The following is a 24381-nucleotide window of genomic DNA, read 5'->3' as shown; positions in this document are numbered from 1 at the left end:
CGCCCACCGAGGAGGTCCGCGTGAGGGTTCGACCGTCCGCCGCCGTCGCCGTGGGCGTGGCCGGCACGCTGCTGCTCGCCGGGTGCACGGGGGACCCGTCCGCGGCCGCCGTCGTCGACGGGCGCACCATCACACGGGCCGACGTCGAGGCCGCCCAGGACGACCTGTCGGCGGGCGAGGGCGTCAGCGGGGGCGAGGTCCTGTGGATCCTCACCATCGCCCCGGCCTACATCGACGCGGCGACCGACGCGGGCGTCGGCGTCTCGGAGGACGAGGCCCGCGCGGCCCTCGTCGACGGCAACGAGGAGGCGGGCGGCGCCGACGGCGAGGTCGCGGACTCGACCGTGCAGGTCGCGCGCGCGATCCTCTCCTCGCAGGCGCTCGGCTCGCTCGAGAACGGCGACGAGGTGCTCGGCGAGGTCCAGGCGCGCGTCACCGAGCTCGACGTCGACGTCAACCCGCGGTACGGCGAGCTCGACCTCGCGGCCGGGACGATCGCGCCCACCGTCGCGCCCTGGATCGTCGGCACGGCCGGCACCGACGGCACCGACGGCGCGCCCGCCGAGGGATGAGCGGCACCGCGGCCGGGCCGGGCGCGGGGGAGCACCCCGGGGTCGCGGACCTCGTCGCGGTGATGGACCGCCTCCGGTCCCCGGGCGGGTGCCCGTGGGACGCCGAGCAGACCCACCGCTCCCTCGCGCGCTACGCGGTCGAGGAGGTCCACGAGCTCGTCGAGGCCATCGAGACCGACGACCGCGCGGCGCTGCGCGAGGAGCTCGGCGACGTCCTGCTGCAGGTGGTGTTCCACGCGCGGGTCGCGGCCGAGCACCCGCAGGACCCGTTCGACGTCGACGACGTCGCGGCCGGCGTGGCCGCCAAGCTGCGTCGCCGGCACCCGCACGTGTTCGGCGACGCCGTCGTGCGCGACGCCGACCACGTGTCCTCGCGCTGGGACGAGATCAAGCGCGCCGAGAAGGGCCGCACCTCGGCGCTCGACGGCGTGCCCGCGGGGCTCCCGGCGCTCGCGCGTGCACAGGCCGTGCTCTCGCGCGCCGCGCGCGCGGGAGGGGCGGCCGAGGCCGCCACGGCGGACGTCCCCGCGCGCCCCGGGGACGCGGCGACCGACGTCGGGCAGCGTCTGCTCGCCCTGGTCGCCGAGGCGCAGGCGGCCGGCGTCGACGCCGAGGCCGCCCTCCGTGCGGCGGCGCGCGACCTCGAGGACCGCGTCCGGGCGGCCGAGCGCGCGTAGGCCCTGTGTCCTGCCGCGGCGGCCCCGCGGCGGCTACCGTCGAAGCCAGTCGGGTGGGTGGGACCAGGAGGCTCGGATGAGGATCGGTGTGCCGCGCGAGGCGCGGGCCGGGGAGCGGCTCGTCGCCGCCACGCCCGCGACCGTCGCGCAGCTCCACAAGCTCGGCTACGACGTGGTGGTGGAGTCCGGCGCCGGCGAGGGGGCGTCCTTCCCCGACGTCGCCTACGCCGACGCGGGCGCGACCGTGGTCGAGCCGGACGAGGTGTGGGCCAGCGACGTCGTCACGTCGGTCGCCGCCCCGCCGCCCGACCGTGTCGCGGCCCTGCGCCCGGGTGCCCTCCTCGTCGCGATGATGTCGCCCGCGACGCGGCCCGACCTGCCCGAGGCCCTCGCGGCGGCGGGCGTCACGGGCCTCGCGCTCGACGCCGTGCCGCGCATCTCGCGCGCGCAGTCGCTCGACGTGCTGAGCACGCTGTCCAACGTCGCCGGGTACCGCGCCGTGATCGAGGCCGCCGAGGAGTACGGCGGCATGTTCACCGGTCAGGTCACGGCCGCCGGCAAGACGGCGCCGGCCGAGGTCTTCGTCATCGGCGCGGGCGTCGCGGGCCTCGCGGCGATCGGCGCGGCCGTGAGCCTCGGCGCGCGCGTCCGGGCGTACGACGTGCGCCCGGAGGTCGCCGAGCAGATCGAGTCGATGGGCGCCGAGTTCGTCCGCGCGGGCGTCCCGGCCGCGGCGCAGGGCCCGGGCGACGGGTACGCCGACGCGCTGAGCGCCGAGGAGGAGGCCCTCACGGCGCGCATGTACGCGCAGGAGACGGCCCGCGCCGACGTCGTCATCACGACCGCCCTCGTGCGCGGCACCGCGCCGACGACGATCACGGCCGCCATGGTGGCCGCGATGCGTCCGGGCAGCGTGGTCGTGGACCTCGCCGCGTCGGGCGGCGGCAACTGCGAGCTCACCGTGCCCGGCGAGCGCGTGGTGACGGACAACGGCGTCGTCGTGCTCGGCTGGACCGACCTCACGAGCCGCATGCCGCGGCACACGTCGCAGCTCTTCGGCACCAACGTCGTGCACCTCATGCAGCTGCTCACGCCCGAGCGCGACGGCACGCCCGTGCTCGACCTCGAGGACCCCGTGCAGCGCGGCATGACCGTCGCGCACGAGGGCGAGGTCCTGTGGCCGCCGCCGCCCGTCGCCGTCTCGGCCGCGCCGGCCGTCGTCGCCGCGGCCGCGCCCGTCGTCGCCCCCGTGGACCCGCTCGCGGCCCAGCGCCGCCGTCGGCGCTCGACCGTGCTGGCCGGCCTGGGCGCCGTGCTCGTCACGGGTGCGATGAGCGTCGCGCCGCCCGACCTGCACGGCCACGTCATGGTGTTCGCGCTCGCCGTCGTCGCCGGGTACTACGTCATCTCGAACGTCAGCCACGCGCTGCACACCCCGCTCATGGCCCAGACCAACGCGGTGTCCGGGATCATCCTCGTCGGCGCGCTGCTCCAGCTCGGCTCCGAGAACCTGCTCGTGACGTCGCTGGCCTTCGTGGCCGCGAGCGTCGCGAGCATCAACATCTTCGGTGGCTTCCTCGTCGCGCACCGGATGATCTCGATGTTCCGGAAGGACGGCTGACGTGACCTCCCTCGCGCAGGCGCTGTACCTGCTCGCCGCCGTCCTCTTCGTGCTCAGCCTCGCCGGGCTGTCCAAGCAGACGACCGCACGCCGCGGCACCGTCCTCGGCATGGTCGGCATGGGCCTGGCCCTCGCCGCGACCGTCCTGCTCAGCCTCGAGGCGAGCCGCCGACCCGTGCTGGTCACGGGCCTGCTCATCGCGCTCGTGCTGGCGATCGGCGCGGTCGCGGGGACCTGGCGGGCGCGGAGCGTCGAGATGACGCAGATGCCCGAGATGATCGCCGTGCTGCACAGCTTCGTCGGCCTCGCCGCGGTGCTCGTGGGCTACGGCTCGTGGCTCACCGAGGAGGCCGACGTCGTCCACGGCGTCGAGGTCTACCTCGGCGTCCTCATCGGGGCCGTCACCCTCACGGGCTCGGTCGTCGCGTACCTCAAGCTCGCGGCGAAGATCAGGACCGCACCCCTCGTGCTCCCGGGCCGCAACCTGCTCAACCTCGGCGCGCTCGTCGCGTCGGCCGGCCTCATGGTGTGGTTCCTCGCGACCAACGGCGCCGTGCCGCTCGTGCTCATGACGGTGGTCGCGCTCGCGCTCGGCTGGCACCTCGTCGCGTCGATCGGCGGCGGCGACATGCCCGTCGTCGTCTCGATGCTCAACTCGTACTCCGGCTGGGCGGCCGCGGCGGCCGGCTTCATGCTCGGCAACGACCTGCTCATCGTCACGGGCGCCCTCGTCGGGTCCTCAGGTGCGATCCTCTCGTACCTCATGTGCAAGGCCATGAACCGGTCGTTCCTCTCCGTCATCCTCGGCGGGTTCGGCGTCGAGGCGGGCACGTCCGCGGCGGGCGCCGCCGACGGCGAGCACCGGGAGATGAGCGCGGCCGACGTGGCCGAGCTGCTCGCGGACGCGCGCAGCGTCGTCGTGACGCCCGGCTACGGCATGGCGGTCGCCAAGGCGCAGTACCCCGTCGCCGAGCTGGTCTCGCGCCTGCGCGCGACCGGCGTCGAGGTGCGGTTCGGCGTGCACCCGGTCGCCGGCCGGCTGCCCGGACACATGAACGTGCTGCTCGCCGAGGCGCGCGTGCCGTACGACATCGTGCTCGAGATGGACGAGATCAACGACGACCTGGCCGAGACCGACGTCGTGCTCGTCATCGGCGCGAACGACACGGTCAACCCGGCCGCGCTCGACGACCCGGGCTCGCCCATCGCGGGCATGCCCGTGCTCGAGGTCTGGAAGGCGCGCCAGGTCGTCGTGTTCAAGCGGTCGATGGCGACGGGGTACGCCGGCGTGCAGAACCCGCTGTTCTTCCGCGAGAACACCGCCATGCTCTTCGGCGACGCGAAGACCCAGGTCGAGGCCATCCTCGCCGCGCTCCCGGTGCCTGCCGCGCACTGACGCGTCCCGTCCGCCGAACGTCCCAGCGCCTGCCCTCAGGCGGCGCACTACTGTGGAACCCGGCCGGTTGACGTCGACCGGCGGCACGGTCCGCCGTCCGCCGTCCGCCGTCGCTGCAGCCGCAGCGTGTCGGGCGCTGGACCCAACCTGACCCGAACCCACCGCACACCTCCCGAAGGAGCCACCGTGGCCACAATCGAGGCCGTAGGCGCACGCGAGATCCTCGACTCGCGCGGCAACCCCACCGTCGAGGTCGAGGTCGCCCTCGACGACGGCACGATCGCCCGGGCCGGTGTGCCCTCGGGTGCCTCGACCGGCGCCTTCGAGGCCGTCGAGCGTCGTGACGGCGACAAGGGCCGCTACCTCGGCAAGGGCGTCCAGGACGCCGTGACCGCGGTCATGGACGAGATCGCGCCCGAGCTCATCGGCTTCGAGGCGAGCGAGCAGCGCCTCGTCGACCAGGCGCTCATCGACCTCGACGGGACGCCCAACAAGGGCAAGCTCGGCGCCAACGCGATCCTCGGCGTCTCGCTCGCCGTCGCGAAGGCCGCGGCCGACAGCGCCGACCTGCCGCTGTTCCGCTACGTCGGCGGCCCGAACGCCCACGTGCTGCCCGTGCCGATGATGAACATCCTCAACGGTGGGTCGCACGCCGACTCCAACGTCGACATCCAGGAGTTCATGGTCGCCCCCATCGGCGCGACCACGTACCGCGAGGCCCTGCGCACGGGCGTCGAGGTCTACCACTCGCTCAAGTCCGTGCTCAAGGGCAAGGGCCTGTCGACGGGCCTCGGCGACGAGGGCGGCTTCGCGCCGAACCTCGGCTCCAACCGCGAGGCGCTCGACCTCATCCTCGTCGCGATCGAGAAGGCCGGCTTCACGCCCGGCTCCGAGGTCTCCCTCGCGCTCGACGTCGCCGCCACCGAGTTCTTCAAGGACGGCGCGTACCAGTTCGAGGGCGCCGCGAAGACGCCCGACGAGATGCTCGCCTTCTACCAGCAGCTCGTCGCGGACTACCCGCTGGTCTCCATCGAGGACCCGCTGTCCGAGGACGAGTGGGACTCGTGGGCGCAGCTCGTCACGAATGTCGGCGACCGCGTGCAGATCGTCGGCGACGACCTGTTCGTCACGAACCCGGAGCGCCTCGCCAAGGGCATCGAGCTCAAGGCCGCGAACTCGCTGCTGGTCAAGCTCAACCAGATCGGCACGCTGTCCGAGACGCTCGACGCCGTGTCCCTCGCGCAGCGCGCGGGCTTCACCGCGATGGTCTCGCACCGCTCGGGCGAGACGGAGGACGTGACGATCGCGGACCTCGCCGTCGCCACGAACGCCGGCCAGATCAAGACCGGTGCGCCCGCCCGCGGCGAGCGCATCAACAAGTACAACCAGCTGCTGCGCATCGAGGAGGAGCTGGACGACGCCGCGCGCTACGCCGGCGCCTCGGCGTTCCCGCGCCGCCGCTGAGCTCGTCCCCGCACGCCCGCGAGGCCCGGTCGACCACGTCGACCGGGCCTCGCGCCGTCCCGGGCCGACGGCCACGCCACACCACGCCACGCCACACCGGGACGTGCGGAGCGGCGTGCCGCGCCGCGCCGCGCGAGTCGTGTCACATCCCTCCGCGCGTGGGCGACGACGGCCCAGGGCAACGCGCCCGGGCCGGCTCCCCGGCCGGGCGCCGTCGGCGAGGCACAATCGACCCATGTCCCGTCGGCCCGCGCTCCCTGGCTCCCGCGCGCGGTCGGCCGCGCCCGCGGCCGGGCACGCGGGCCGGGCGGCGCCCGCGCGGCCGGGTGTCACCGGGCGGCGTCCGGCCGCCGGTCGGCCCGGTGCGCGCCCCGGCTCGGCGCGCCCCGCCCGTGTCCGGCACGAGGACGACGACGAGCCGCGCCCGGTCCACGTCGCACGCCTGCTCTCGGTCCGCGCGCTCGTGCTCGCCGTCGTGCTGCTCGTGGGGTTCACGATGCTCTTCCCGACGCTGCGGGCCTACCTCGCCCAGCGGGCGGAGCTCGACGCGCTCGCGCGCGAGGTCGCCGCGGCGGAGCAGCAGGAGGAGGACCTCGAGGCCGAGCGCGCGCGCTGGGACGACCCGGCCTACGTCGAGGCGCAGGCCCGTGAGCGGCTCAACTACGTGCACCCCGACGAGACGTCCTACCGGGTCATCGACCCGGAGGTCGTCGTCGAGGTGCCGCTCGAGGCCGCGACGCCCGGTCCGGTCGCGGGTCCGGCGCTGCCGTCGGGCGGTGCGGTGGCGCCCTGGTACGCGACCGTGTGGGAGTCGGTGCAGCTCGCGGGTGCGGCGGCCGTCCCCGAGGCTGACCCTGCCGCCGACGAGGCGGCCGGGTGAGCCCCGACGTGTCGCCCGACGACCTCGCGACGCTCGAGCAGCAGCTCGGCCGGCCGCCGCGCGGCGTCGTCGGCGTCGCCGCACGCTGCGTCTGCGGGCGTCCCACCGTGGTGCGGACCGCCCCGCGGCTGCCCGACGGGACGCCGTTCCCGACGACCTTCTACCTCACGCACCCGCGCGCGGTGGCCGCGGTCTCGACGCTCGAGGCGTCCGGCGTCATGCGCGAGATGACCGCGCGGCTCGCGGAGGACGAGGGCCTCGCCGCGGCGTACCGGGCCGCCCACGAGCACTACCTCGCCGAGCGCGCGGCGCTCGGCGACGTCCCGGAGATCGCGGGCGTCTCCGCGGGCGGCATGCCGACCCGCGTCAAGTGCCTGCACGTGCTCGTCGGCCACGCGCTCGCCGCCGGTCCGGGCGTGAACCCGCTCGGCGACGAGGCGCTCGCGCTCGTCCGTGACACCTGGCGCCCCGACCGCTGCGCCTGCTGACCCGTCGGGACCGCCGCAGCCGCGTGCGAGACCAGCGCGCGCACGTGCCAGGCTTGCGCCCATGACGCGTGTGGCTGCCATCGACTGCGGGACCAACTCCATCCGGCTCCTGGTGGCCGACGTCGACCTGGGCGCCGGGACGCTCGTCGACCTCGACCGGCGGATGGAGGTCGTCCGCCTCGGGCAGGGCGTCGACCGGACCGGGCGCATCGCCCCCGAGGCGCTCGCGCGCACGCTCGCCGCGGCCCGCACCTACGCGGAGGTGTGCGACGGCTTCGGGGTCGAGCACGTGCGCTTCGTCGCGACGTCGGCCTCGCGCGACGCCGAGAACCGTCAGGACTTCGTCGACGGCGTCCGGGACGCGCTCGGCGTCGAGCCCGAGGTCATCGGTGGGGAGGAGGAGGCGGCGCTGTCCTTCCGCGGCGCGACCGGCGTGCTCGCGGGCAGGCACCCCGGTCCGTTCCTCGTGGTCGACCTCGGTGGCGGCTCGACCGAGCTCGTGCTCGGCACGACGTCGGTCGTGGCCTCCGCGTCCATGGACGTCGGCTGCGTGCGGCTCACCGAGCGCCACCTGCACGGCGACCCGCCGACGGCGTCGGAGATCGCGGCCGCGAGCGCCGACGTGGGCGCGGCGCTCGACGCCGCGGGCGCCGTCGTGCCGCTCGGTCGCGCCGCGACCCTCGTCGGGCTCGCGGGGTCGGTCACGACCGTCACCGCGCACGCCCTCGACCTCGAGTCCTACCGGCCGGACCGCATCGACGGTGCCGTCCTGCCCGCCGACCGGGTGCTCGACTCGTGCCGCACGCTCCTCGGGATGAGCCGCGCGCGCCGCGCGCGCGAGCCGTACATGCACCCGGGTCGGGTCGACGTCATCGGCGCGGGCGCGCTCGTCTGGTCCGACGTCGTCTCGCGCGTCCGGGCCGAGGTCGGCCGCGCCGGCGGGCGCCTGAGCACCGTCGTGACGTCCGAGCACGACATCCTCGACGGCATCGCCTGGTCCGCCGCCGAGCGCGCGACGACCCACGCCTGACCGCGGGCGCGACACGCCGGTGCCGCGTCGTGCCCGGTACCGCGTATCGGAGAGTAGTGTGCTGCCCACAGGACCGGTGGACCCGAGCCCTGTCCGACCGAGGGAGGGAGCCGCCGTGGACACCACGCAGCTGCTCAAGGGGGTGCTCGACGTGGCCGTGCTGGCCGTCGTGGCACGCGAGGACGGGTACGGCTACGACGTCGTCCGACGGCTGCGGGCCGGCGGCCTCGAGGACGTGGGGGAGGCGTCGGTGTACGGCACGCTGCGGCGGCTGTACGCGTCCGGCGCGCTGACGACGTACGTGGTGCCGTCCGACGAGGGCCCGCACCGCAAGTACTACGGGATCAACGCCCAGGGCCGGGCGATGCTCGAGGCCCAGCGCAAGGACTGGCACGCGTTCGCGACCGCCATGACCGACCTGCTCGACGAGGGGGACCCGAGATGACCGCAGTGAGCGACCACGCGCTCGTGCTGGACCACGCCGCGGCGTACGCCGCAGCCGTCCGGGGCCACCTCGACGACCTGTCGCCCGAGCAGGTGGACGACCTCACCGACGGGCTCGAGGCCGACCTCGCCGAGGGCCTCGAGGACGGGGCCGCGCGCCACGTCCCGGTGGGGGCGGGCGGCGACGCGAGCGCGACGGTCATGCTCGACCTCACCGCCCGCTTCGGCCCGGCCGCCGCCTACGCGGACGAGCTGCGTGCCGCCGCCGGTCTGGGCCCGCGCCCGGCGCCCACGCCGGCCCCGCGGCTGCAGCGTGCGTCCCGCCTCCGGGACGCGGCCGTCGGGGTCGCGAGCCGCCTCGTCGCGTCGGCCCGACGTCGCCTCGCGCCCGTCCTCGCGGCGCCCGCCGTCCGGTGGGCGTCCGCCCAGCTCGGCACGCTCCGGCCGCTGTGGTGGGTCGTGCGCGGGTGGGCCGTGTACGCGATCGGCATGCGGGCCGCCGACGCGTGGACCAGCGGCCCCGCGTTCGACCGCTACGTGCCCCGGACGTTCCTCAGCGCGGTCCTGCTGCTGGCGCTCGTGGCCCTCTCGGTCCGCCTGGGGCGGGCCGGGCGGCCCACCGACGACCTCGGGCGGCCCGCGCTGGCCGCGCTCAACGTCCTCGCGCTGGTGGCCGTGCCGGTGTTCGCGTCCTCCGCCCACGACGAGCTCGCCGCGCGCCTCGCCGCGCAGCAGGTCGTCTACGTCGAGACGCCCGTCTACCAGCCCGCGGCGCCGCCCGAGGACGGGGTGCGCGTCGACGGCATGCTCGTCAGCAACCTCTTCGTCTACGACGCCGAGGGCAACCCGCTGGACGACGTGCAGATCTTCGACGACCGCGGCCGCCAGGTCCGCACCACCTACGACGACGGCTTCGGCGACTGGGCGCTGCCCGGCGTCGACGAGCCCTGGGCGTTCGGCGCGCGCACGGACGCCGACGGCCGCGCGCGGTGGAACGTGTACCCGCTGCGCGGCGCGCCCGTCTCGCGGTGGACGACGTCGGACGACGGCGCGCGCACCCTCGACGAGGGCGAGCTCCGCACCCCGCCGGCCCCGTTCGCGAAGGCCCCGGCCCTCCTCCCGGAGCCCACCGCGAGCCCCACCGCGCCCTGACCCGACCGCCCCGTCGCGGCGGGGAGGGGAGGCGGAGGGGCGCGCGGCCGGGCATCATCGGCGGGTGCGGGCGACACGGGTGACGGGCGGTCCGACCCCGGCCGACGGCGGGCCGGTGCGGCTGCCGCACCCGCGCACGCGGGAGCCCTTCGCGTCCCCGGTGCCCCCGGGCGCGGGCTGGCCGGGCGACGTCGCCTCGCCGGCCACCCCGGTCGCGCGCTCGGCCGACGACGTCGCCCGCCTCGCCGCCGCGTCGTCGGACCTGGCCGACGTCGACGCGTGCTCCACGGTGTGCCGCGCGTGCCCGCGCCTCGTGGCCTGGCGCGAGGACGTCGCCGTCGTGAAGCGGCGGATGTTCCGCGACCAGCCGTACTGGGGCCGCCCGGCGGCCGGGTTCGGCGATGCGGCCGCGACGCTCCTCGTCGCCGGGCTCGCGCCGGCCGCGAACGGCGCGAACCGCACGGGCCGGCTCTTCACGGGTGACCGGTCGGGCGACTGGATCTTCGCCGGGCTGCACCGCGCGGGCGTCGCGAACCAGGCGGAGAGCGTCGACGCCGCCGACGGCCTCGCGCTCACGGGCGTGCGGATGGCCGCCGCCGTGCGGTGCGCGCCGCCGGGCAACGCGCCCCTGCCCGCGGAGCGCGACGCGTGCGAGCCGTGGTTGCGGCGCGAGCTCGAGCTGACGGCGGGCACGGTGCGGGGGGTGCTCGCGCTCGGGGCCTTCGGGTGGGGTGCCGTCCTGACCGTCGCCCGGCACCTCGGCTGGTCGGTGCCCCGCCCCGCGCCGCGGTTCGGCCACGGTGCGGTGGCGCCGCTGACCCGGCCCGACGGCGTCGTCGTGCACCTGGTCGGGTGCTACCACGTCTCGCAGCAGAACACGCAGACCGGGCGCCTCACGGAGGCGATGCTCGACGACGCGCTCGCCCTGGCGCTGCGCCTGTCCCGCGGGACGCCGCCCGCCTGATCCTGGTGGGGCGGTCGTCCGCGTCGCGGGCCATTCGTCCCATGATTGTGGTGGACGTCACGTCCATCCTGCGGACCGGAGCACCGGTGCGCCTTGTGAAGGATTTCACAGGCGCCTACCGTGGATGTCATGACCGAGCCGACCGCCCGTCCCGCCTCGTCCGGCACCCCGTCCGGCACCGTGCCCGCCACGGAGCCCCTCGGCGCGGCCCGCGCCCCGCGCCCCCGCAAGGTCCCCCGCATCGTCATCCTCGGCGGCGGCTACGTCGGCTTCTACACCGCGCTGCGCCTGCGCCGTCGACTCGGCAAGCGTGAGGCGGCGATCGTCGTCGTCGACCCGCGCTCGTACATGACGTACCAGCCCTTCCTGCCCGAGGCGGCCGCCGGCTCGCTCGAGCCGCGCCACGTCGTCGTGTCCCACCGCCGCGAGCTCGAGGGCGTCGACGTCCTCACGGGCCGGGTCACCGAGATCCGCCACGCGGAGCGCCGCCTGGGCGTCGCGCCGGTCGAGGGCGAGCCGTACGAGATCTCCTACGACCACCTCGTCGTCGCGCTGGGCTCCGTCGCGCGGACGCTGCCGATCCCCGGGCTCGCCGAGCAGGCCATGGGCTTCAAGCAGGTCGAGGAGGCCATCGCGCTGCGCAACCACGTGCTGACCAAGCTCGACATCGCCGCGTCGACCTGGGACCCCGAGCTGCGCCGCAAGCTGCTCACGTTCACCTTCGTGGGCGGCGGCTTCGCCGGCATCGAGGCGATCGCCGAGGTCGAGGACATGGCGCGCGACGCGCTGCGCTTCTACGACGGCATCTCGGCCGACGACCTGCGGTTCGTCATGATCGAGGGCTCGGCGCGCATCCTGCCCGAGCTCGGCGAGGAGATGGGCGGCTACGCGCTCGAGCAGCTGCGCAAGCGCGGCATCGAGATCCACCTCTCGACGTTCCTCTCGTCCTGCGTCGACGGCCACGTGGTGACGTCGACCGGCGTCGAGTTCGACTCGGAGACCATCGTCTGGACCGCCGGTGTCAAGGCGAACCCGGTGCTCGAGCAGTCCGACCTGCCGCTCGACCGGATGGGACGCGTCACCGCGCTGCCGACGCTCCAGGTCGCGCACGAGGACGGCACGGTCGTCGAGGGTGCGTGGACCGCGGGCGACTGCGCCGCGGTGCCCGACCTCGCCAACCCCGGCAAGTTCTGCTCGCCGAGCGCGCAGCACGCCGTCCGCCAGGCGCGCCACCTCGGGGACAACCTCGCGAAGGCCCTGCGCAGCGCGCCGGTCGAGGAGTACAAGCACAAGCACGTCGGCACGGTCGCGTCGCTCGGGCTGGGCAAGGGCGTCGCGCAGGTCTACGGCATCAAGCTGCGCGGCTGGCCGGCCTGGTTCATGCACCGGACCTACCACATGGCGCAGATGCCGACCTTCAACCGCAAGGTGCGCATCGTGCTGGACTGGACGCTCGCGCTCTTCTTCCACCGCGAGCTCGTGGCGCTCGGCCGCCTGCACGACCCGCGCGCCGACTTCCGCGACGCCTCCGCGCCGAGGCCGAAGGCGGCCGTGAAGCCGGGCGCCAAGGGCGACCGCGCGGGCTCGCGAGCCGCCGTCGGCGTCGCGCAGGGCTGACGACCGCACGGCGCGAGCACCGCTCGTCGGACGGGCCCCTAGGGAACCCGTCCGGGCGCGGTGGCAGGATGACGACGCCGCCCCCGTAGCCCAACCGGCAGAGGCAGCCGGCTTAAACCCGGTCCAGTGCAGGTTCGAACCCTGCCGGGGGCACCCGCGCCTCGCACCCCGCGCGGCTGGACCGACCCGTGCCGCGCCCCACGCCGCCCGCTCGGCGACCTCGGTCGGGCCGGCACGGCCGGTCGCCCGGCCTGGCCGGCACGGGTGCCGGGACGGCCGGACCGTGGGGCGGTGCGGCGGGAACGCCACGCCGCCCCACGGCGTTGTCCCCGTAGGATGAACCACGGCCAGCGACACCAGCCGGCCCCTCGCCGAGGGGCCTGGCGCCGCGACCAGGAGGCACGATGAGCAACCCCGTCTTCACCAGCAGCGACGTCTTCGGCAAGCCGCGCCGGGGCACGGCCGTCCGGCCGAACCCGTACGCCCCCCAGGCGGGCGCCCCGTACGGCCAGCCCGGAGCGCCCTACGGCGCGCAGACCGGCTACGCCGCCGGCCCCGTCGTCGACGCGCAGTCGCTCGAGCACATGTACGGCGCCCCGCCGGCGACGACGCGCGACACGGGCCGCCTCACGTACGACGACGTCATCGTCAAGACGGGCGGCCTGCTGGCCCTCCTCGTCGCGGTCGCCGCGGCCACCTGGACGTTCGCCCCGGGCCTCTGGCCGATCGGCATGATCGTCGGCCTCGTGCTCGGCCTGGTCAACGCGTTCAAGAAGTCCCCGAGCCCGGCCCTCATCGTGGCTTACACGGTCGCCCAGGGCGTCTTCCTCGGCGGCATCTCGCTGGCGTTCCAGAACATGACGTTCGACGGCACGTCGGTCCAGCCGATCGTGCTCCAGGCGGTCCTCGGCACGTTCGCGACCTTCGGCGCGGCGCTGTTCCTCTTCAAGTCCGGCCGGGTGCGCGTCACGCCCAAGTTCACGCGCTGGCTGCTCATCTCGATGGTGGGCTACCTGGCGTTCTCGCTGCTCAACTTCGTCCTGTCGTTCTTCATGGCGAGCGACGGCTTCGGCCCGCTGCGCAACGGACCGATGGGCATCCTCGTCGGCCTCTTCGCGGTCGGCCTCGCCGCCGCCTCGCTGATCATGGACTTCGACTCGATCAAGCGCGGTGTCGAGCAGGGCGTGCCCGCGAAGTTCGCGTGGACCGCGGCCTTCGGCCTCATCGTCACGCTCGTCTGGCTCTACCTGGAGATCCTGCGCCTGCTCGCGATCTTCAACCGCGAGTGACGCGGGCCGCCCACGGCGGCCTGGCGGACGCGAACGAGCTGCCGGACGTCGCCGACGTCCCGGTGCCCGGCTGGCGGGTCCTCGCGGCCGGCCTGGCGATCGCCGCCGCGGTGATGCTCGTCGCCGAGATGTTCATGGCGCTCATCCTGCGGACCCCCGGCCTGCTCCTGGTCGCGGCCCCGGTCACCGTGGCGTTCCTGCTCACGGCCGGGGCCGCGGTCGGGTGGGCGGCCGCGCGCGCGACGCGCGGGATGCCCCAGCGCAAGGCGTCGCTCGTCTTCTTCGGCGTCGGCTTCGCGGCCGGCGCCCTGTGGGGCTTCCCCGTCTTCTCGCTGCTCATCCAGGCGGCGGCCGCCGCGGGCGGCCCCGAGCCGGCGCCCGCCGCGGCGCTCGCGGGCACCCTCTACATGGCCTCGACCACGGGGCTCGGCGGCCTGGCCGGCCGCTACTTCGGCCCGTGGGCCGCGACCCGTCCCAGCCTCGTGTGGTCCTGCACCGGGGCCGTCGCCATCGTCACGCTCATCGGCGTGTTCGTCCTGTCAGGAGTGGATCTCACGTGAAGTACGCCGAGCACATCTCGGACCTCGTCGGCGGCACGCCGCTCGTGCGGCTGAGCAGCGTCACCGACGGCCTCGCGGCCACCGTCCTGGCGAAGGTCGAGTACCTCAACCCGGGCGGCTCCGTGAAGGACCGGATCGCCCTGAAGATGGTCGAGGCCGCCGAGGCGTCCGGCGAGCTCCGGCCCGGCGGCACGATCGTCGAGCCCACGAGCGGCAATACGGGCGTGGGCCTCGCTCTGGTCGCGCAGAAGAAGGGCTACCACTGCGTCTTCGTGTGCCCGGACAAGGTCTCGCAGGACAAGCGGGACGTCCTCGCGGCCTACGGCGCGCGCGTCGTCGTCACGCCGACCGCCGTGGCGCCCGACCACCCGGACTCCTACTACTCCGTCTCCGACCGCCTGGTCCGCGAGATCGAGGGCGCCTGGAAGCCGAACCAGTACGCCAACCAGAACGGTCCCGCGAGCCACTACGAGTCGACCGGCCCCGAGATCTGGGCCGACACCGACGGTCGAGTCACGCACTTCGTCACGGGCGTGGGGACGGGCGGCACCATCACGGGGACCGGCCGCTTCCTCAAGGACGCCAGCGCCGACCGCGACGCCGCCGCGGGCGGGCGCGTGCACGTCGTCGGCGCCGACCCGGCCGGCTCGGTCTACTCCGGCGGCGACGGCCGCCCCTACCTCGTCGAGGGCGTCGGCGAGGACTTCTGGCCGACGGCGTACGACCCGGCCGTGCCCGACGAGATCATCGCGGTGACCGACGCCGACTCGTTCGAGATGACGCGCCGCCTCGCGCGCGAGGAGGGCCTCCTGGTCGGCGGCTCGTGCGGCATGGCCGTCGTCGCCGCCCTCCGGCTCGCGCAGCGCCTCCAGGACGAGGACCCCGAGGCGGCCGCGCGGGCCGTCATCGTCGTCCTGCTGCCCGACGGCGGCCGCGGCTACCTCTCGAAGATCTTCAACGACTCCTGGATGCGGTCCTACGGGTTCCTGCACGCGGACGGCGGGCAGGTCGTCGGCGACGTCCTGCGCACCAAGTCGGGCGAGATCCCCGCGCTCGTGCACGCGCACCCGAGCGACACGGTGCGCGACGCGATCGAGATCCTGCACGAGTACGGCGTCTCCCAGATGCCCGTGGTCAAGGCCGAGCCGCCCGTGAAGTCGGGCGAGGTCGCGGGCGCCGTGAGCGAGCGCGAGCTGCTCGACGCCGTCTTCAGCGGCCGCGCGAACCTCGCGGACCGCGTCGACCGGCACATGGCCGCGCCCCTGCCCCTCATCGGCGTGGGCGAGGACGTCGACGCGGCCCGCAAGGCGCTCCAGGACGCCGACGCGCTCCTCGTCGTCGAGGACGGCGACCCGGTCGGCGTCGTCACGCGGCACGACCTGCTCGGTTTCCTCGCCCGCTGACGCCGGCGGGGGCCCGCCGCCTGTATCGTTTCGACGCCGCCTCGGCCACGCCGGGGCGGCGTCGTCGCGCGATCACCGAGGAGGCTGCCGTGCCCCTGTTCGACCTGCCCCTCGTCGAGCTCCGCTCGTACCGACCGGAGCTCGACGAGCCCGCTGACTTCGACGCGTTCTGGCAGCGCACCCTGGCCGAGGCCCGCGCGCACGACCTCGCGCTGCGGCTCGAGCCCGTCGACACGGGCCTGCGCCTGGTCGACGTGCAGGACGTCACCTTCGCCGGCTTCGGCGGCCAGCCGATCAAGGCGTGGCTCACCCGGCCCGCCGGCACGCGCGAGCGGCTGCCCGTGGTCGTCGAGTACCAGGGCTACGGCGGCGGGCGCGGGCTGCCGCACGAGCGCCTCGCCTGGGCCGCCGCCGGCTACGCGCACCTGTTCATGGACACGCGCGGTCAGGGCAGCACGTGGGGCTCGGGCGGCCACACGCCGGACGACGCCGGCTCGGGCCCCGCCGTCCCGGGCGTCATGACCCGCGGGATCCTCGACCCCGAGCAGCACTACTACCGGCGCCTGTTCACCGACGGCGTCCGCGCGGTCGACGCGGCGCGCGCCCTGCCCGACGTCGACCCGACGCGCGTCGCCGTGTGCGGCGGGAGCCAGGGCGGCGGGATCACGCTCGCCGTCGCGGGACTGGTGCCGGACCTCGTCGCGGCCATGCCGGACGTGCCCTTCCTGTGCGACTTCCGGCGCGCCACGACCATCACGTCGACGGACCCGTACGGCGAGGTCGTGCGCTACCTGTCCGTGCACCGCGAGCACGTCGACGCGGCGTTCCGCACGCTGTCCTACCTCGACGGCGTCCACCACGGGCGGCGGGCGCGCGCCGACGCGCTGTTCTCGGTCGCGCTCATGGACCCCATCTGCCCGCCGTCGACCGTGTACGCGGCCTACCACCACTACGGGGGCGCCGTGAGCACGGAGGGCGGGGCCGGCGCGCCGCCCGTGACCGAGATCGTCGAGTACCCCTTCAACGAGCACGAGGGCGGCCAGGCCTACCAGCAGGCCCGCCAGATCCGGTGGCTCGCCGAGCGCCTGTAGGCCCGGGTCGCTGGTCCCGGGCGCGGCCGCGTGCGCGTGGCTACGGTGGACGTGACCGGGAGGTGGACCATGCAGGACGAGGACGTCGCCGTCACCGCCTGGACGGGTGACGCGTTGAGCGAGGACGAGGCGTGGGACGTCCTGCGCCGGGAGCAGCTCGGTCGGCTCGCGTACCACGTGGGGTCCGAGGTCGACATCGCGCCCGTGAACCACGTGGTCGCCGGGCGCCGGATCGTGTTCCGCACGGCCGAGGGCAGCAAGCTGTTCGGCGTCGTGGTCGGCAAGACCGTCGCGTTCGAGGTCGACCGCGTCGAGGGGGACGAGGCGCGCAGCGTCGTCGTGCGCGGCGTCGCGCACGAGCTGTCGGCCGACGAGGTCGAGGCGATGGACGTGCAGCTGCGCCCCTGGGTCGGCACCGAGAAGCCGCACGTGGTCGCCATCGAGGCGGTCCACGTCAGCGGCCGCCGGTTCACGCTCAGCCGCTGACCGACGACGTCGTCGGGACCGCCGCCTCCCGCGGGGCCCCACCGGCGGCGCGCGTGCGGCGCGCACCTGCGACCTGCGGCACGATGGACGCTGGCCGCGCACCCGGCGTCGGCCATGACGAGAGGCGACCCATGGCCGACACCACCTCCCCGCTGCCCACCGCGTCGGGCTCCTTCGGCGACAAGCCGGTCCTGACGTTCCCGGAGAGCCCCGCGCCGGGCGACCTCGCCGTGCAGGTCCTCGCGCAGGGCGACGGCGAGCTGGTCGAGGCGGGCGACGACATCGAGGTCAACTACTACGGCCAGGTGTGGAACGGCCGCATGTTCGACAACTCCTACGACCGCGGCTCGTCGATCTCGTTCCCCATCGGCGTCGGCGCCGTCATCAGCGGCTGGGACGAGGGCCTCGTGGGCCAGCCCGTGGGCTCGCGCGTCCTGCTCTCGATCCCGCCGCACCTCGGCTACGGCGAGCGCGGCATGCCCCAGGCGGGCATCGGCGGCACGGACACGCTGGTCTTCGTGGTCGACATCGTGGGCACCACCAGCCGCTGACCCCTCCCCCCTCGGTCCCTGCCGAGATGACGACGTCCGCCCGCGCGTCCGGGAGGCGCGCGGGCGGACGTCGGCAGCTCGGGGAGTCAGGCGAGGACGTGGCGCTCGAGCCAGGCGTTGCGGAAGGCGCCGCGAGGGTCCGTGCGCTCGACCAGCGCGCGGAAGTCCGGCAGGCGCGGGTAGAGCGCCGCGAGGGCGCGGTCCCGGTCCGCGAAGAGCTTGCCCCAGTGGGGGCGCGCCGCGAACGGCGCGAGCGCCTCCTCGAGCGCGGGCAGCAGGGCCAGGACGTCGTCCTGGAGCGGCTTCCACGTGAAGTGCAGCCCGACCGACGCGCGTCCGGACGCGGTCGAGAGCCACAGGTCGTCCGCGGCGATCGTGCGCACCTCGCTCACCAGGAGCAGCGGCGAGACGCGGTCGGTCATCGCGCGGACGGCCCGCATCGCGTCGGCGGCATGCACGCGCGGCACGAGGTACTCCGACTGGAGCTCGTCGCCGTGGCTCGGCGTGAACTCCATCCGGAAGTGCGGCAGCCGCTCGTGCCACGGCCCGGGCACCCCGCGCTGGGCCGTCGTGCTCCGCGGGTCGACGCCCGCGAGCGGGTGCATCTCGCCCTCGGCGGCGAGCGCCCCGAAGTGCCGCACGTCGCGCGCCGAGCCGACGCCGGCCCCGCCGCCCGTGCCGACGTCCTGCGCGGCGCTCCCCGCCGCCTGCGTCCCCGAGCCGGCGGGCACGCGCGTCTTGCGCCAGACCTGCCCGACGGCGTCGCCCCGCCAGTCGGTGAACAGGCTCACGCTGTCCGCGCTCGCGGTGATCTCGTCGAGGTGCTCGAGCGCCGCGTCCCACGGCAGGCCCGTGCGCACCTCCTGCACGACGTCGTAGGTCGGCTCGACCTCGAGCGTCACGCCGACGACGACGCCGAGCGCACCGAGGTGCACGACGGCGCCCGCGAGGTCCGGGTCGTCCGCGGTGAGCGTGAGCAGCTCGCCGTCGGACCGGACGATCTCCAGGCCGCGCACCGCGGACGCGAGGTTGCCGCTGCGGTCGCCGGAGCCGTGCGTCGCGGTGCCGACGGCGCCCGCGACCGAGATGTGGGGGAGCGAGGCGAGGTTGTGCACGGCCCACCCCCGCGCGTGCAGGTGCCCGGCCAGCGTGCCGTAGCGGATGCCGCCCGAGACGCGGACGGTGCGCGCGGACTCGTCGAGCTCGACCACCTCGGGCATGCGCTCGAGCGACACGAGGGCATCGCTGTCCGCGATGTCGTTGAAGCAGTGGCGGCTGCCGAGCGCGCGAAGGCGCGGCGCCGCGGCGACGACCTCGCTCAGCTCGGCGACCGATCGCGGCTCGTGCAGCACGTCGGCGCGGTAGGTGAGGTTCTTCGCCCAGTTCTGCAGGGGCCCGGGCGTCGTCGCGGTGCTCATCGCCCCACTCTCCCAGGTGGTCCCGAGGGACGCGGGACGAGGCTCAGCCCGCGGAGGTGCGCACGAGCCCCGTCTCGTAGGCGAGGACGACGGCCTGGACCCGGTCGCGCACGCCCAGCTTCGCGAGCACGCGGCCGACGTGCGTCTTCACGGTCGCCTCCGAGAGGAACAGCCGCTCGGCCACCTCCGCGTTGGACTGCCCGTCGGCGACGCAGCGCAGCACCTCGAGCTCGCGCGGGGTGAGCTCGGCGAGGCGCGGGTCCGTCCCGTCCGGCTCGGGGTCGCCCGGCGCGGGCAGCTGCCCCGAGAAGAGCTCGAGCATGCGCCGCGTCACGCGCGGCGAGACGACGGCGTCGCCCGACGCCACGGTCCGCACGGCCGCGACGAGCTCGGCGGGCCGGGCGTCCTTGAGGAGGAAGCCGCTCGCCCCCGCGCGCAGCGCCGCGAACGCGTACTCGTCGAGGTCGAACGTGGTGAGGATGAGCACGCGCGTCTCCGGGTGGGCGGCGGCGATGCGTTCGGTCGCCTCGATCCCGTTGACGTTCGGCATCCGCACGTCCATGAGCACGACGTCGGGCCGCAGCGCCGCGACCTGGTCGACCGCCGCGCGGCCGTCACCCGCCTCGCCCACGACCTCCAGGTCGTCCTCGGCCTCGAGCACGAGCCGGAAGCCCATGCGCAGCAGTGCCTGGTCGTCGACCAGCAGGATCCTCGTCGTCATCTCGTCCCCTCGTCCCAGGGCAGCCAGGCGTGCACCCGCCACCCGTTCCCGTGCGGGCCGGCCTCGACCGTCCCGCCGTACACCGCGGCCCGCTCGTCCATCCCGATGAGCCCGCGCCTCGTCCCCTCGCGCGCCCGGGCCGGCACGCCCGTGCCCTGGTCGACGACGTCGACCTCCACGCCGCCCGGGAGCCGGCGGACCGCCAGCTCGACCCCGAGCGTGCCATGCGCGTGACGCTGCGCGTTGCCGAGCGCCTCCTCGACGATGCGGACCACCGCGAGCTGAAGGCTGGGGTCCGCAGGGAGGACGTCGTCGCCGAGGCCGGTCGCCCGCACCGGCAGGCCGGCGGCGCGGAACCGCTCGACGAGCACGCCCAGGTCGGGCGCGGTCGGCTGCGGCTCGAACGGCACCGCGCCGTCGTCGGCGTCGTCGCCGTGCAGCACGCCCAGGAGGCGACGCATGTCCGCGAGGGCGGCCCGGCCGGTCGCCGAGAGCTCGTCGAGCGCGGTCCGGGACCGCTCGGGCGCGTCGCGGACGCTCGAGGCCGCGCCGTCGCCGAGCGCGATCATCGCCGTGAGGCTGTGCGCGACGACGTCGTGCATCTCGCGCGCGATCCGGGCCCGCTCGGCGGCCCGGGCCAGCTGCGCCTGCTGGTCGCGGTCGCGCGCCAGGGCGTTGGCCCGGTCGACGAGGTCCGCCACGTGCAGGCGCCGGTTCCGCACGCTCGTCCCGATGGCGACGGCGAGCAGCGCGGGCAGGACGACGGACGCCGCGTGGTACGCCCAGACCTGGCCGCCCGTGGCCTCGACGACCACCTCCACGGCCCCGTCGGCGCCGGGGACGGGGGTGGTCGAGTAGCCGAGCGTCATCGCGCCGACCTGGATCGCGAGCTCCGTCATGCCGCCGAGGAGCAGGGCGACGACGGTGCCGCCGAACGTCCACCACGTCACGAGCGCCGGCCGCGCGGCGGCCACGGCGTAGAGGGCGAAGGGGACGCCCAGCTCGTAGCCGTTCGTCGCGCCGCTCGTCACGAGCGCCGTCGCGCCGAGCAGGCCCATGACGACCGCGACCGTCACGGGCCGGCGCCGGCGCCACGCGAGCGCGACCGTGCCCGCGGCGACCAGCCCGACGCCCCACAGCTCCATGCGCTCGGCGGCGACCCGGCCCAGGACCTCGTCGAGCGGGTACATGCTGCGGGCGCCGCCGGCCAGGAGCAGGCCCGTGCCGCAGAACACGGCCATGACGAGGGCGTCCATGACGCCGGGCCGCCGGACGAAGAAGCGTCGGACCGGCCCGAGGCGCCGCGCCGACAGCTCGGTGAACAGCGGCGCCCCGGCGGGCGGCTCCCCGTCCGTCACGCGCTGGCGGCCCACGGCAGCACTCTCCCAGGTCGGGCGGGTGCCGCGCACCGCGGGCCGCGGCCGCGCACGGCGCTCAGGCGTCCCGCCGGCGCAGCAGCACCGCGGCGGCGGCGAGGACGACGACGACCCACGCCACGAGCACGCCGTAGCCCTGCCACGGGGAGAGCGTGGTGCTCGCCGACGTCGTCGTGACCGACCCGACGAGGTCGGAGGTGAGCAGGCGGTTGCCGGCCGTCGCGGGGAGGTACGGGCTCACGGCCTGGAGCGGCGCCCACGGGAGGAGCGCGACGGCGTTCTCGACGACCAGCAGCAGGCCGACGACGACGGCGATGCCGCCGGCCGAGCTCCGCACGAGCGCGCCGATGCCGAACGCGAGCGCGGCGACGGTCGCGAGGTACAGCGGGGTCCCGAGCAGGATCCGCAGCTCGTCCGGGTCACCCAGGTCGACCGGCATCTGCGACACGTCGAGCCACGAGGCGCTCGCCGCCCACGCGAGCCCGACGGCGACCACCGACGTCACGAGGACCGTGGCGACGACCACGGCCAGCTTGGCGCCGAGCACGGGCAGCCGGGTCGGGACGGCCACGAGGCTCGACCGGATCTGCCCGGTCCGGTACTCGCCGGTGACGGCGAGGACGGCCAGCACGCACAGGACGAGCTGCACGATCGCGGCGCCCGACGTCACGTAGACGGCGCCCACCATGCTCGGCGCGCCGATCGCCTCGGGGACCCGCGCGATGCTCGAGGCCCGGCTCACCGCCAGGAGCACGACGACGGCGACGCTCGCGGCGAGCGCCCACCAGGTCGAGCGCAGGGAGCGCAGCTTGATCCACTCGGACCGCACGAGCCGGGTCGTCGTCGGCGGCTGCACCGGGGTGCGGGGCCGTGCCACCAGGGCGGGTGCGGGGACGGCGAGCGTGGTCATGGCGGATCTCCTGCGGGACGAGCGGTCGTGCGGTCGGCACCGACGCTACGGACGGCGCGACGGGGCGGGGACGCCCGCGAGGACGAGATCGCGGCGCGCGGCGGCTACCCCGCGAGGATGACGACGTCGTCCTCGCGGTGGCCCGGGCTGGCGACATCGCTTAACCATGTGGTTAAGTGTCGCTCGTGGAACCGACCGGCGCGACCCTCAGCCGGACCTTCCGCGCCCTGGGAGACCCCACCCGCCGGACCGTCGTCCGTCGGCTCGCGGACGGGCCTGCGACGGTCGGCGTCCTCGCGGCCGAGCACGCGATGTCCCTGCCCGCGTTCACCAAGCACGTGGCCGTGCTCGTGGACGCCGGGCTGGTGACGCGCCGCCGCGTGGGCCGCACGGTCGAGTGCGCGCTGCGCCCCGCCGCCCTCGCCGAGGCGCACGCCTGGCTGGGCGACATGCGCTCCTTCTGGACGGCGAGCCTCGACCGCCTCGAGGCGCTGCTCGACGACGAGAGGCAGGACGACCGATGACCGAGATCCGCGTCGAACGCACCCTCGCCGCCCCGCCCGAGCGGGTCTACGCCGCCTGGACCGACCCCGGGCTGCTGGGCCGCTGGTTCTGCCCGAACCCCGACCTCGCGCTCGCCGTGACCGCCGACGCCGTCGTCGGCGGCCGGTACCGCGTGGACATGGGCGAGGGACGCTACGTCGCCGAGGGCGAGTACACGGCGCTCGAGCCCGCCCGGCTCGTCGCGTTCACCTGGCGGTGGACGACGTCGGAGGACCCGGCCTCGCAGGTCCGCGTCGACCTCGCGCCCGCGGACGACGGCGGCACGCGCCTCGTCCTGGTGCACTCCGGCCTCGCGGACGCGGACGACGCGAGCGGGCACGCCGAGGGCTGGGAGCTCTCGCTCGACCGGCTCGAGCGACTGGGCTGACGCGCCTCAGCCGGCGTCGGCGTCCTGCGGCCAGGGCAGGCGCGCGCGGACCCGCCACCCGCCCGCGAACGGGCCGGCCTCCACGGTCCCGCCGTGCACCGCGGCCCGCTCGCTCATGCCGACGAGGCCGCGGCCCGAGCCCTCGCTGGCGGGGACGGGGGCGGCGGGCCCGCGGTCCACGACCTCGATCTCGAGGGCGCCCTCGGTGCGCCGCAGCGCGAGCTCGACGCCGGCGGTGCCCGGTGCGTACCGGAGCGCGTTGGTGAGCGCCTCCTGCGCGATGCGGTGCACCGCGAGGCGCAGGGTCGTCCCCGCCTGCGCGAGCCCGGGGTCGCCGAGCCCGGTGGCGCGGACCGGCAGCCCGGCGGCGCGGAAGCGCTCGACGAGCCCGGTGAGGTCGAGGCCCTCCGGCGACGGGTCGGCGGGCGCGCTGGTGCCGGCCCCGTCGTCGAGGACCCCGAAGATCCGGCGGATGTCGCCCAGCGCGGTGCGCCCGGTCGCCGAGAGCTCGGCGAGCGCGGCGAGCGAGCGGTCGGGCGCCCGGTCGAGGGCCGCGTTGGCGCCGTCGCCGAGCGCGATCATCACGGACAGGCTGTGCGCGACGACGTCGTGCATCTCGCGGGCGATCGTGGCCCGCTCGGCGGCGCGCGCGAGCTGGACCTGCCGCTCGCGGTCGCGCGCGAGCGCGTTCGCGCGGTCGACGAGGTCGGCCAGGTGGAGCCGGCGGTTGCGCACGCTCGTCCCGATCGCGATGGCCAGCAGCAGCACGGCGACGAGGGCGAGCGTCGAGCCGGCCCACTCGCCGCGCGCGACGGGGTCCGTGAGCGTGCCCCCGAGGTCCTCGGGCGGCTCCCAGCCGTCCACGAGGTAGGCCGCGCGGCGCGGCAGCGGCAGCAGCAGCCCGGCGGCCGCGACGACCGCGACCGCCGCCCCCGCGGTGCGCCAGGTGACGGTCGGCCGGTACGTCGCCGCGACGGCGTAGGTCCCGAAGGCGATGCCGAGGTCGAGGCCGCCGACCTGGCCGGTGCCTGCGAGGGAGACGACGGCGAGACCGGTCATGGTCGCGGTCACCGCGAGCGGGCGCGCGCGACGCCGGCTGAGCGCGACGACGCCCGCGATCGTCACGGCGCCCGCCCACCAGGGCACGGCCCGGGCCAGCCCGTCGTTCGCGGCGACGGAGTCGTAGCGCATGCCGTCCGCGGTGATGAGCGGGCCGAGCAGCGCGACGACGACGAACCACAGGACGACGAGCACGTCGACGACCACGGGGTGCCGCACGACGAAGCGGCGCACCGGCCCCAGCCGACGCGCCGACAGCTCGGTGAACGGCGCCGGCGCCC

The 24381-nt window shown here is 75.6% G+C and carries 25 protein-coding genes and 1 tRNA gene; 21 read left to right on the top strand and 5 right to left on the bottom strand.

Annotated elements, in window-relative coordinates; translation table 11 throughout:
* The first annotated feature begins 20 nt into the window (after positions 1-20).
* From JIG38_RS16375 to JIG38_RS16285, 19 genes are all read left to right on the top strand, one after another.
* Positions 21-572: a hypothetical protein gene (locus JIG38_RS16375; protein WP_199424888.1), complete on the top strand. Its 552-nt coding sequence runs from the start codon at positions 21-23 to the stop codon at positions 570-572.
* A complete protein-coding gene (locus JIG38_RS16370) occupies positions 569-1249 on the top strand; it encodes a MazG family protein (protein WP_199424887.1) in 681 nt (226 codons plus the stop codon). The genes JIG38_RS16375 and JIG38_RS16370 overlap by 4 nt, the downstream gene beginning before the upstream one ends.
* Before the next feature lie 76 nt (positions 1250-1325).
* Positions 1326-2870 (top strand): Re/Si-specific NAD(P)(+) transhydrogenase subunit alpha, encoded by a 1545-nt coding sequence (locus tag JIG38_RS16365; RefSeq protein WP_199424886.1) that lies wholly within the window; start codon positions 1326-1328, stop codon positions 2868-2870.
* A gap of 1 nt (position 2871) precedes the next feature.
* The gene (gene pntB, locus JIG38_RS16360) at positions 2872-4266 is read left to right on the top strand and encodes a Re/Si-specific NAD(P)(+) transhydrogenase subunit beta (RefSeq protein WP_199424885.1); all 1395 of its coding nucleotides are present in this window, start codon (positions 2872-2874) and stop codon (positions 4264-4266) included.
* A 186-nt stretch (positions 4267-4452) separates the two neighbouring features.
* The gene (eno, locus tag JIG38_RS16355) at positions 4453-5730 is read left to right on the top strand and encodes a phosphopyruvate hydratase (protein WP_199424884.1); all 1278 of its coding nucleotides are present in this window, start codon (positions 4453-4455) and stop codon (positions 5728-5730) included.
* Between the two features lie 235 nt (positions 5731-5965).
* A complete protein-coding gene (locus JIG38_RS16350) occupies positions 5966-6610 on the top strand; it encodes an FtsB family cell division protein (RefSeq protein ID WP_199424883.1) in 645 nt (214 codons plus the stop codon).
* Positions 6607-7098 carry a DUF501 domain-containing protein gene (locus JIG38_RS16345; RefSeq protein WP_199424882.1) on the top strand — a complete coding sequence of 164 codons (492 nt, stop codon included), beginning with the start codon at positions 6607-6609 and terminating at the stop codon, positions 7096-7098. Before JIG38_RS16350 ends, JIG38_RS16345 begins: the two co-directional genes overlap by 4 nt.
* Before the next feature lie 61 nt (positions 7099-7159).
* Positions 7160-8128: a Ppx/GppA phosphatase family protein gene (locus JIG38_RS16340; RefSeq protein WP_199424881.1), complete on the top strand. Its 969-nt coding sequence runs from the start codon at positions 7160-7162 to the stop codon at positions 8126-8128.
* Between the two features lie 115 nt (positions 8129-8243).
* Positions 8244-8573 carry a PadR family transcriptional regulator gene (locus JIG38_RS16335; protein WP_199424880.1) on the top strand — a complete coding sequence of 110 codons (330 nt, stop codon included), beginning with the start codon at positions 8244-8246 and terminating at the stop codon, positions 8571-8573.
* On the top strand, positions 8570-9724 hold the full coding sequence (locus tag JIG38_RS16330; RefSeq protein WP_199424879.1) for an HAAS signaling domain-containing protein: 1155 nt from the start codon (positions 8570-8572) through the stop codon (positions 9722-9724). The genes JIG38_RS16335 and JIG38_RS16330 overlap by 4 nt, the downstream gene beginning before the upstream one ends.
* Positions 9725-9788: 64 nt before the next feature.
* Positions 9789-10688 (top strand): uracil-DNA glycosylase, encoded by a 900-nt coding sequence (locus JIG38_RS16325; RefSeq protein ID WP_307844989.1) that lies wholly within the window; start codon positions 9789-9791, stop codon positions 10686-10688.
* 129 nt (positions 10689-10817) lie between these two features.
* On the top strand, positions 10818-12305 hold the full coding sequence (locus JIG38_RS16320; RefSeq protein WP_199424878.1) for an NAD(P)/FAD-dependent oxidoreductase: 1488 nt from the start codon (positions 10818-10820) through the stop codon (positions 12303-12305).
* A 79-nt stretch (positions 12306-12384) separates the two neighbouring features.
* Positions 12385-12458: transfer RNA gene (locus tag JIG38_RS16315), tRNA-Leu, on the top strand.
* A gap of 251 nt (positions 12459-12709) precedes the next feature.
* Positions 12710-13594 (top strand): Bax inhibitor-1/YccA family protein, encoded by an 885-nt coding sequence (locus JIG38_RS16310; protein WP_199424877.1) that lies wholly within the window; start codon positions 12710-12712, stop codon positions 13592-13594.
* Complete coding sequence (locus JIG38_RS16305) at positions 13591-14154, top strand: hypothetical protein (RefSeq protein WP_199424876.1); 564 nt, start codon at positions 13591-13593, stop codon at positions 14152-14154. Before JIG38_RS16310 ends, JIG38_RS16305 begins: the two co-directional genes overlap by 4 nt.
* Positions 14151-15557, top strand: coding sequence for a cystathionine beta-synthase (locus JIG38_RS16300; protein ID WP_199424875.1), 1407 nt, complete (start codon positions 14151-14153; stop codon positions 15555-15557). Before JIG38_RS16305 ends, JIG38_RS16300 begins: the two co-directional genes overlap by 4 nt.
* Before the next feature lie 89 nt (positions 15558-15646).
* Positions 15647-16648: an acetylxylan esterase gene (locus JIG38_RS16295; RefSeq protein WP_199424874.1), complete on the top strand. Its 1002-nt coding sequence runs from the start codon at positions 15647-15649 to the stop codon at positions 16646-16648.
* 69 nt (positions 16649-16717) lie between these two features.
* Positions 16718-17134 (top strand): pyridoxamine 5'-phosphate oxidase family protein, encoded by a 417-nt coding sequence (locus tag JIG38_RS16290; protein WP_199424873.1) that lies wholly within the window; start codon positions 16718-16720, stop codon positions 17132-17134.
* A gap of 131 nt (positions 17135-17265) precedes the next feature.
* Complete coding sequence (locus JIG38_RS16285) at positions 17266-17685, top strand: FKBP-type peptidyl-prolyl cis-trans isomerase (protein WP_199424872.1); 420 nt, start codon at positions 17266-17268, stop codon at positions 17683-17685.
* Between the two features lie 86 nt (positions 17686-17771).
* Here the strand turns inward: JIG38_RS16285 and JIG38_RS16280 are convergent, their stop codons facing one another.
* The 4 genes from JIG38_RS16280 to JIG38_RS16265 all read right to left on the bottom strand — a co-directional run bounded on the left by JIG38_RS16280 (position 17772) and on the right by JIG38_RS16265 (position 22110).
* Positions 17772-19103 carry a D-arabinono-1,4-lactone oxidase gene (locus JIG38_RS16280; RefSeq protein ID WP_199424871.1) on the bottom strand — a complete coding sequence of 444 codons (1332 nt, stop codon included), beginning with the start codon at positions 19101-19103 and terminating at the stop codon, positions 17772-17774.
* Between the two features lie 43 nt (positions 19104-19146).
* Positions 19147-19824, bottom strand: coding sequence for a response regulator (locus tag JIG38_RS16275; protein WP_199424870.1), 678 nt, complete (start codon positions 19822-19824; stop codon positions 19147-19149).
* The gene (locus JIG38_RS21120; RefSeq protein WP_199424869.1) at positions 19821-21197 is read right to left on the bottom strand and encodes a sensor histidine kinase; all 1377 of its coding nucleotides are present in this window, start codon (positions 21195-21197) and stop codon (positions 19821-19823) included. The genes JIG38_RS16275 and JIG38_RS21120 overlap by 4 nt, the downstream gene beginning before the upstream one ends.
* A 61-nt stretch (positions 21198-21258) precedes the next feature.
* Positions 21259-22110: an ABC transporter permease subunit gene (locus JIG38_RS16265; RefSeq protein ID WP_199424868.1), complete on the bottom strand. Its 852-nt coding sequence runs from the start codon at positions 22108-22110 to the stop codon at positions 21259-21261.
* A 185-nt stretch (positions 22111-22295) separates the two neighbouring features.
* Between JIG38_RS16265 and JIG38_RS16260 the strand changes: the two genes are divergently transcribed.
* A complete protein-coding gene (locus JIG38_RS16260; protein WP_307844988.1) occupies positions 22296-22634 on the top strand; it encodes an ArsR/SmtB family transcription factor in 339 nt (112 codons plus the stop codon).
* Positions 22631-23041 (top strand): SRPBCC family protein, encoded by a 411-nt coding sequence (locus JIG38_RS16255; protein ID WP_199424866.1) that lies wholly within the window; start codon positions 22631-22633, stop codon positions 23039-23041. The genes JIG38_RS16260 and JIG38_RS16255 overlap by 4 nt, the downstream gene beginning before the upstream one ends.
* Positions 23042-23047: 6 nt before the next feature.
* On the opposite strand, the gene JIG38_RS20745 is transcribed toward JIG38_RS16255, so the two are convergent.
* A complete protein-coding gene (locus JIG38_RS20745; RefSeq protein WP_199424865.1) occupies positions 23048-24334 on the bottom strand; it encodes a sensor histidine kinase in 1287 nt (428 codons plus the stop codon).
* Positions 24335-24381 lie beyond the last annotated feature (47 nt).

It is taken from the genome of Actinotalea solisilvae (assembly GCF_016464425.1).
GTDB lineage: Bacteria > Actinomycetota > Actinomycetes > Actinomycetales > Cellulomonadaceae > Actinotalea > Actinotalea solisilvae.
This window is presented reverse-complemented; position numbering and strand designations above follow the sequence as displayed.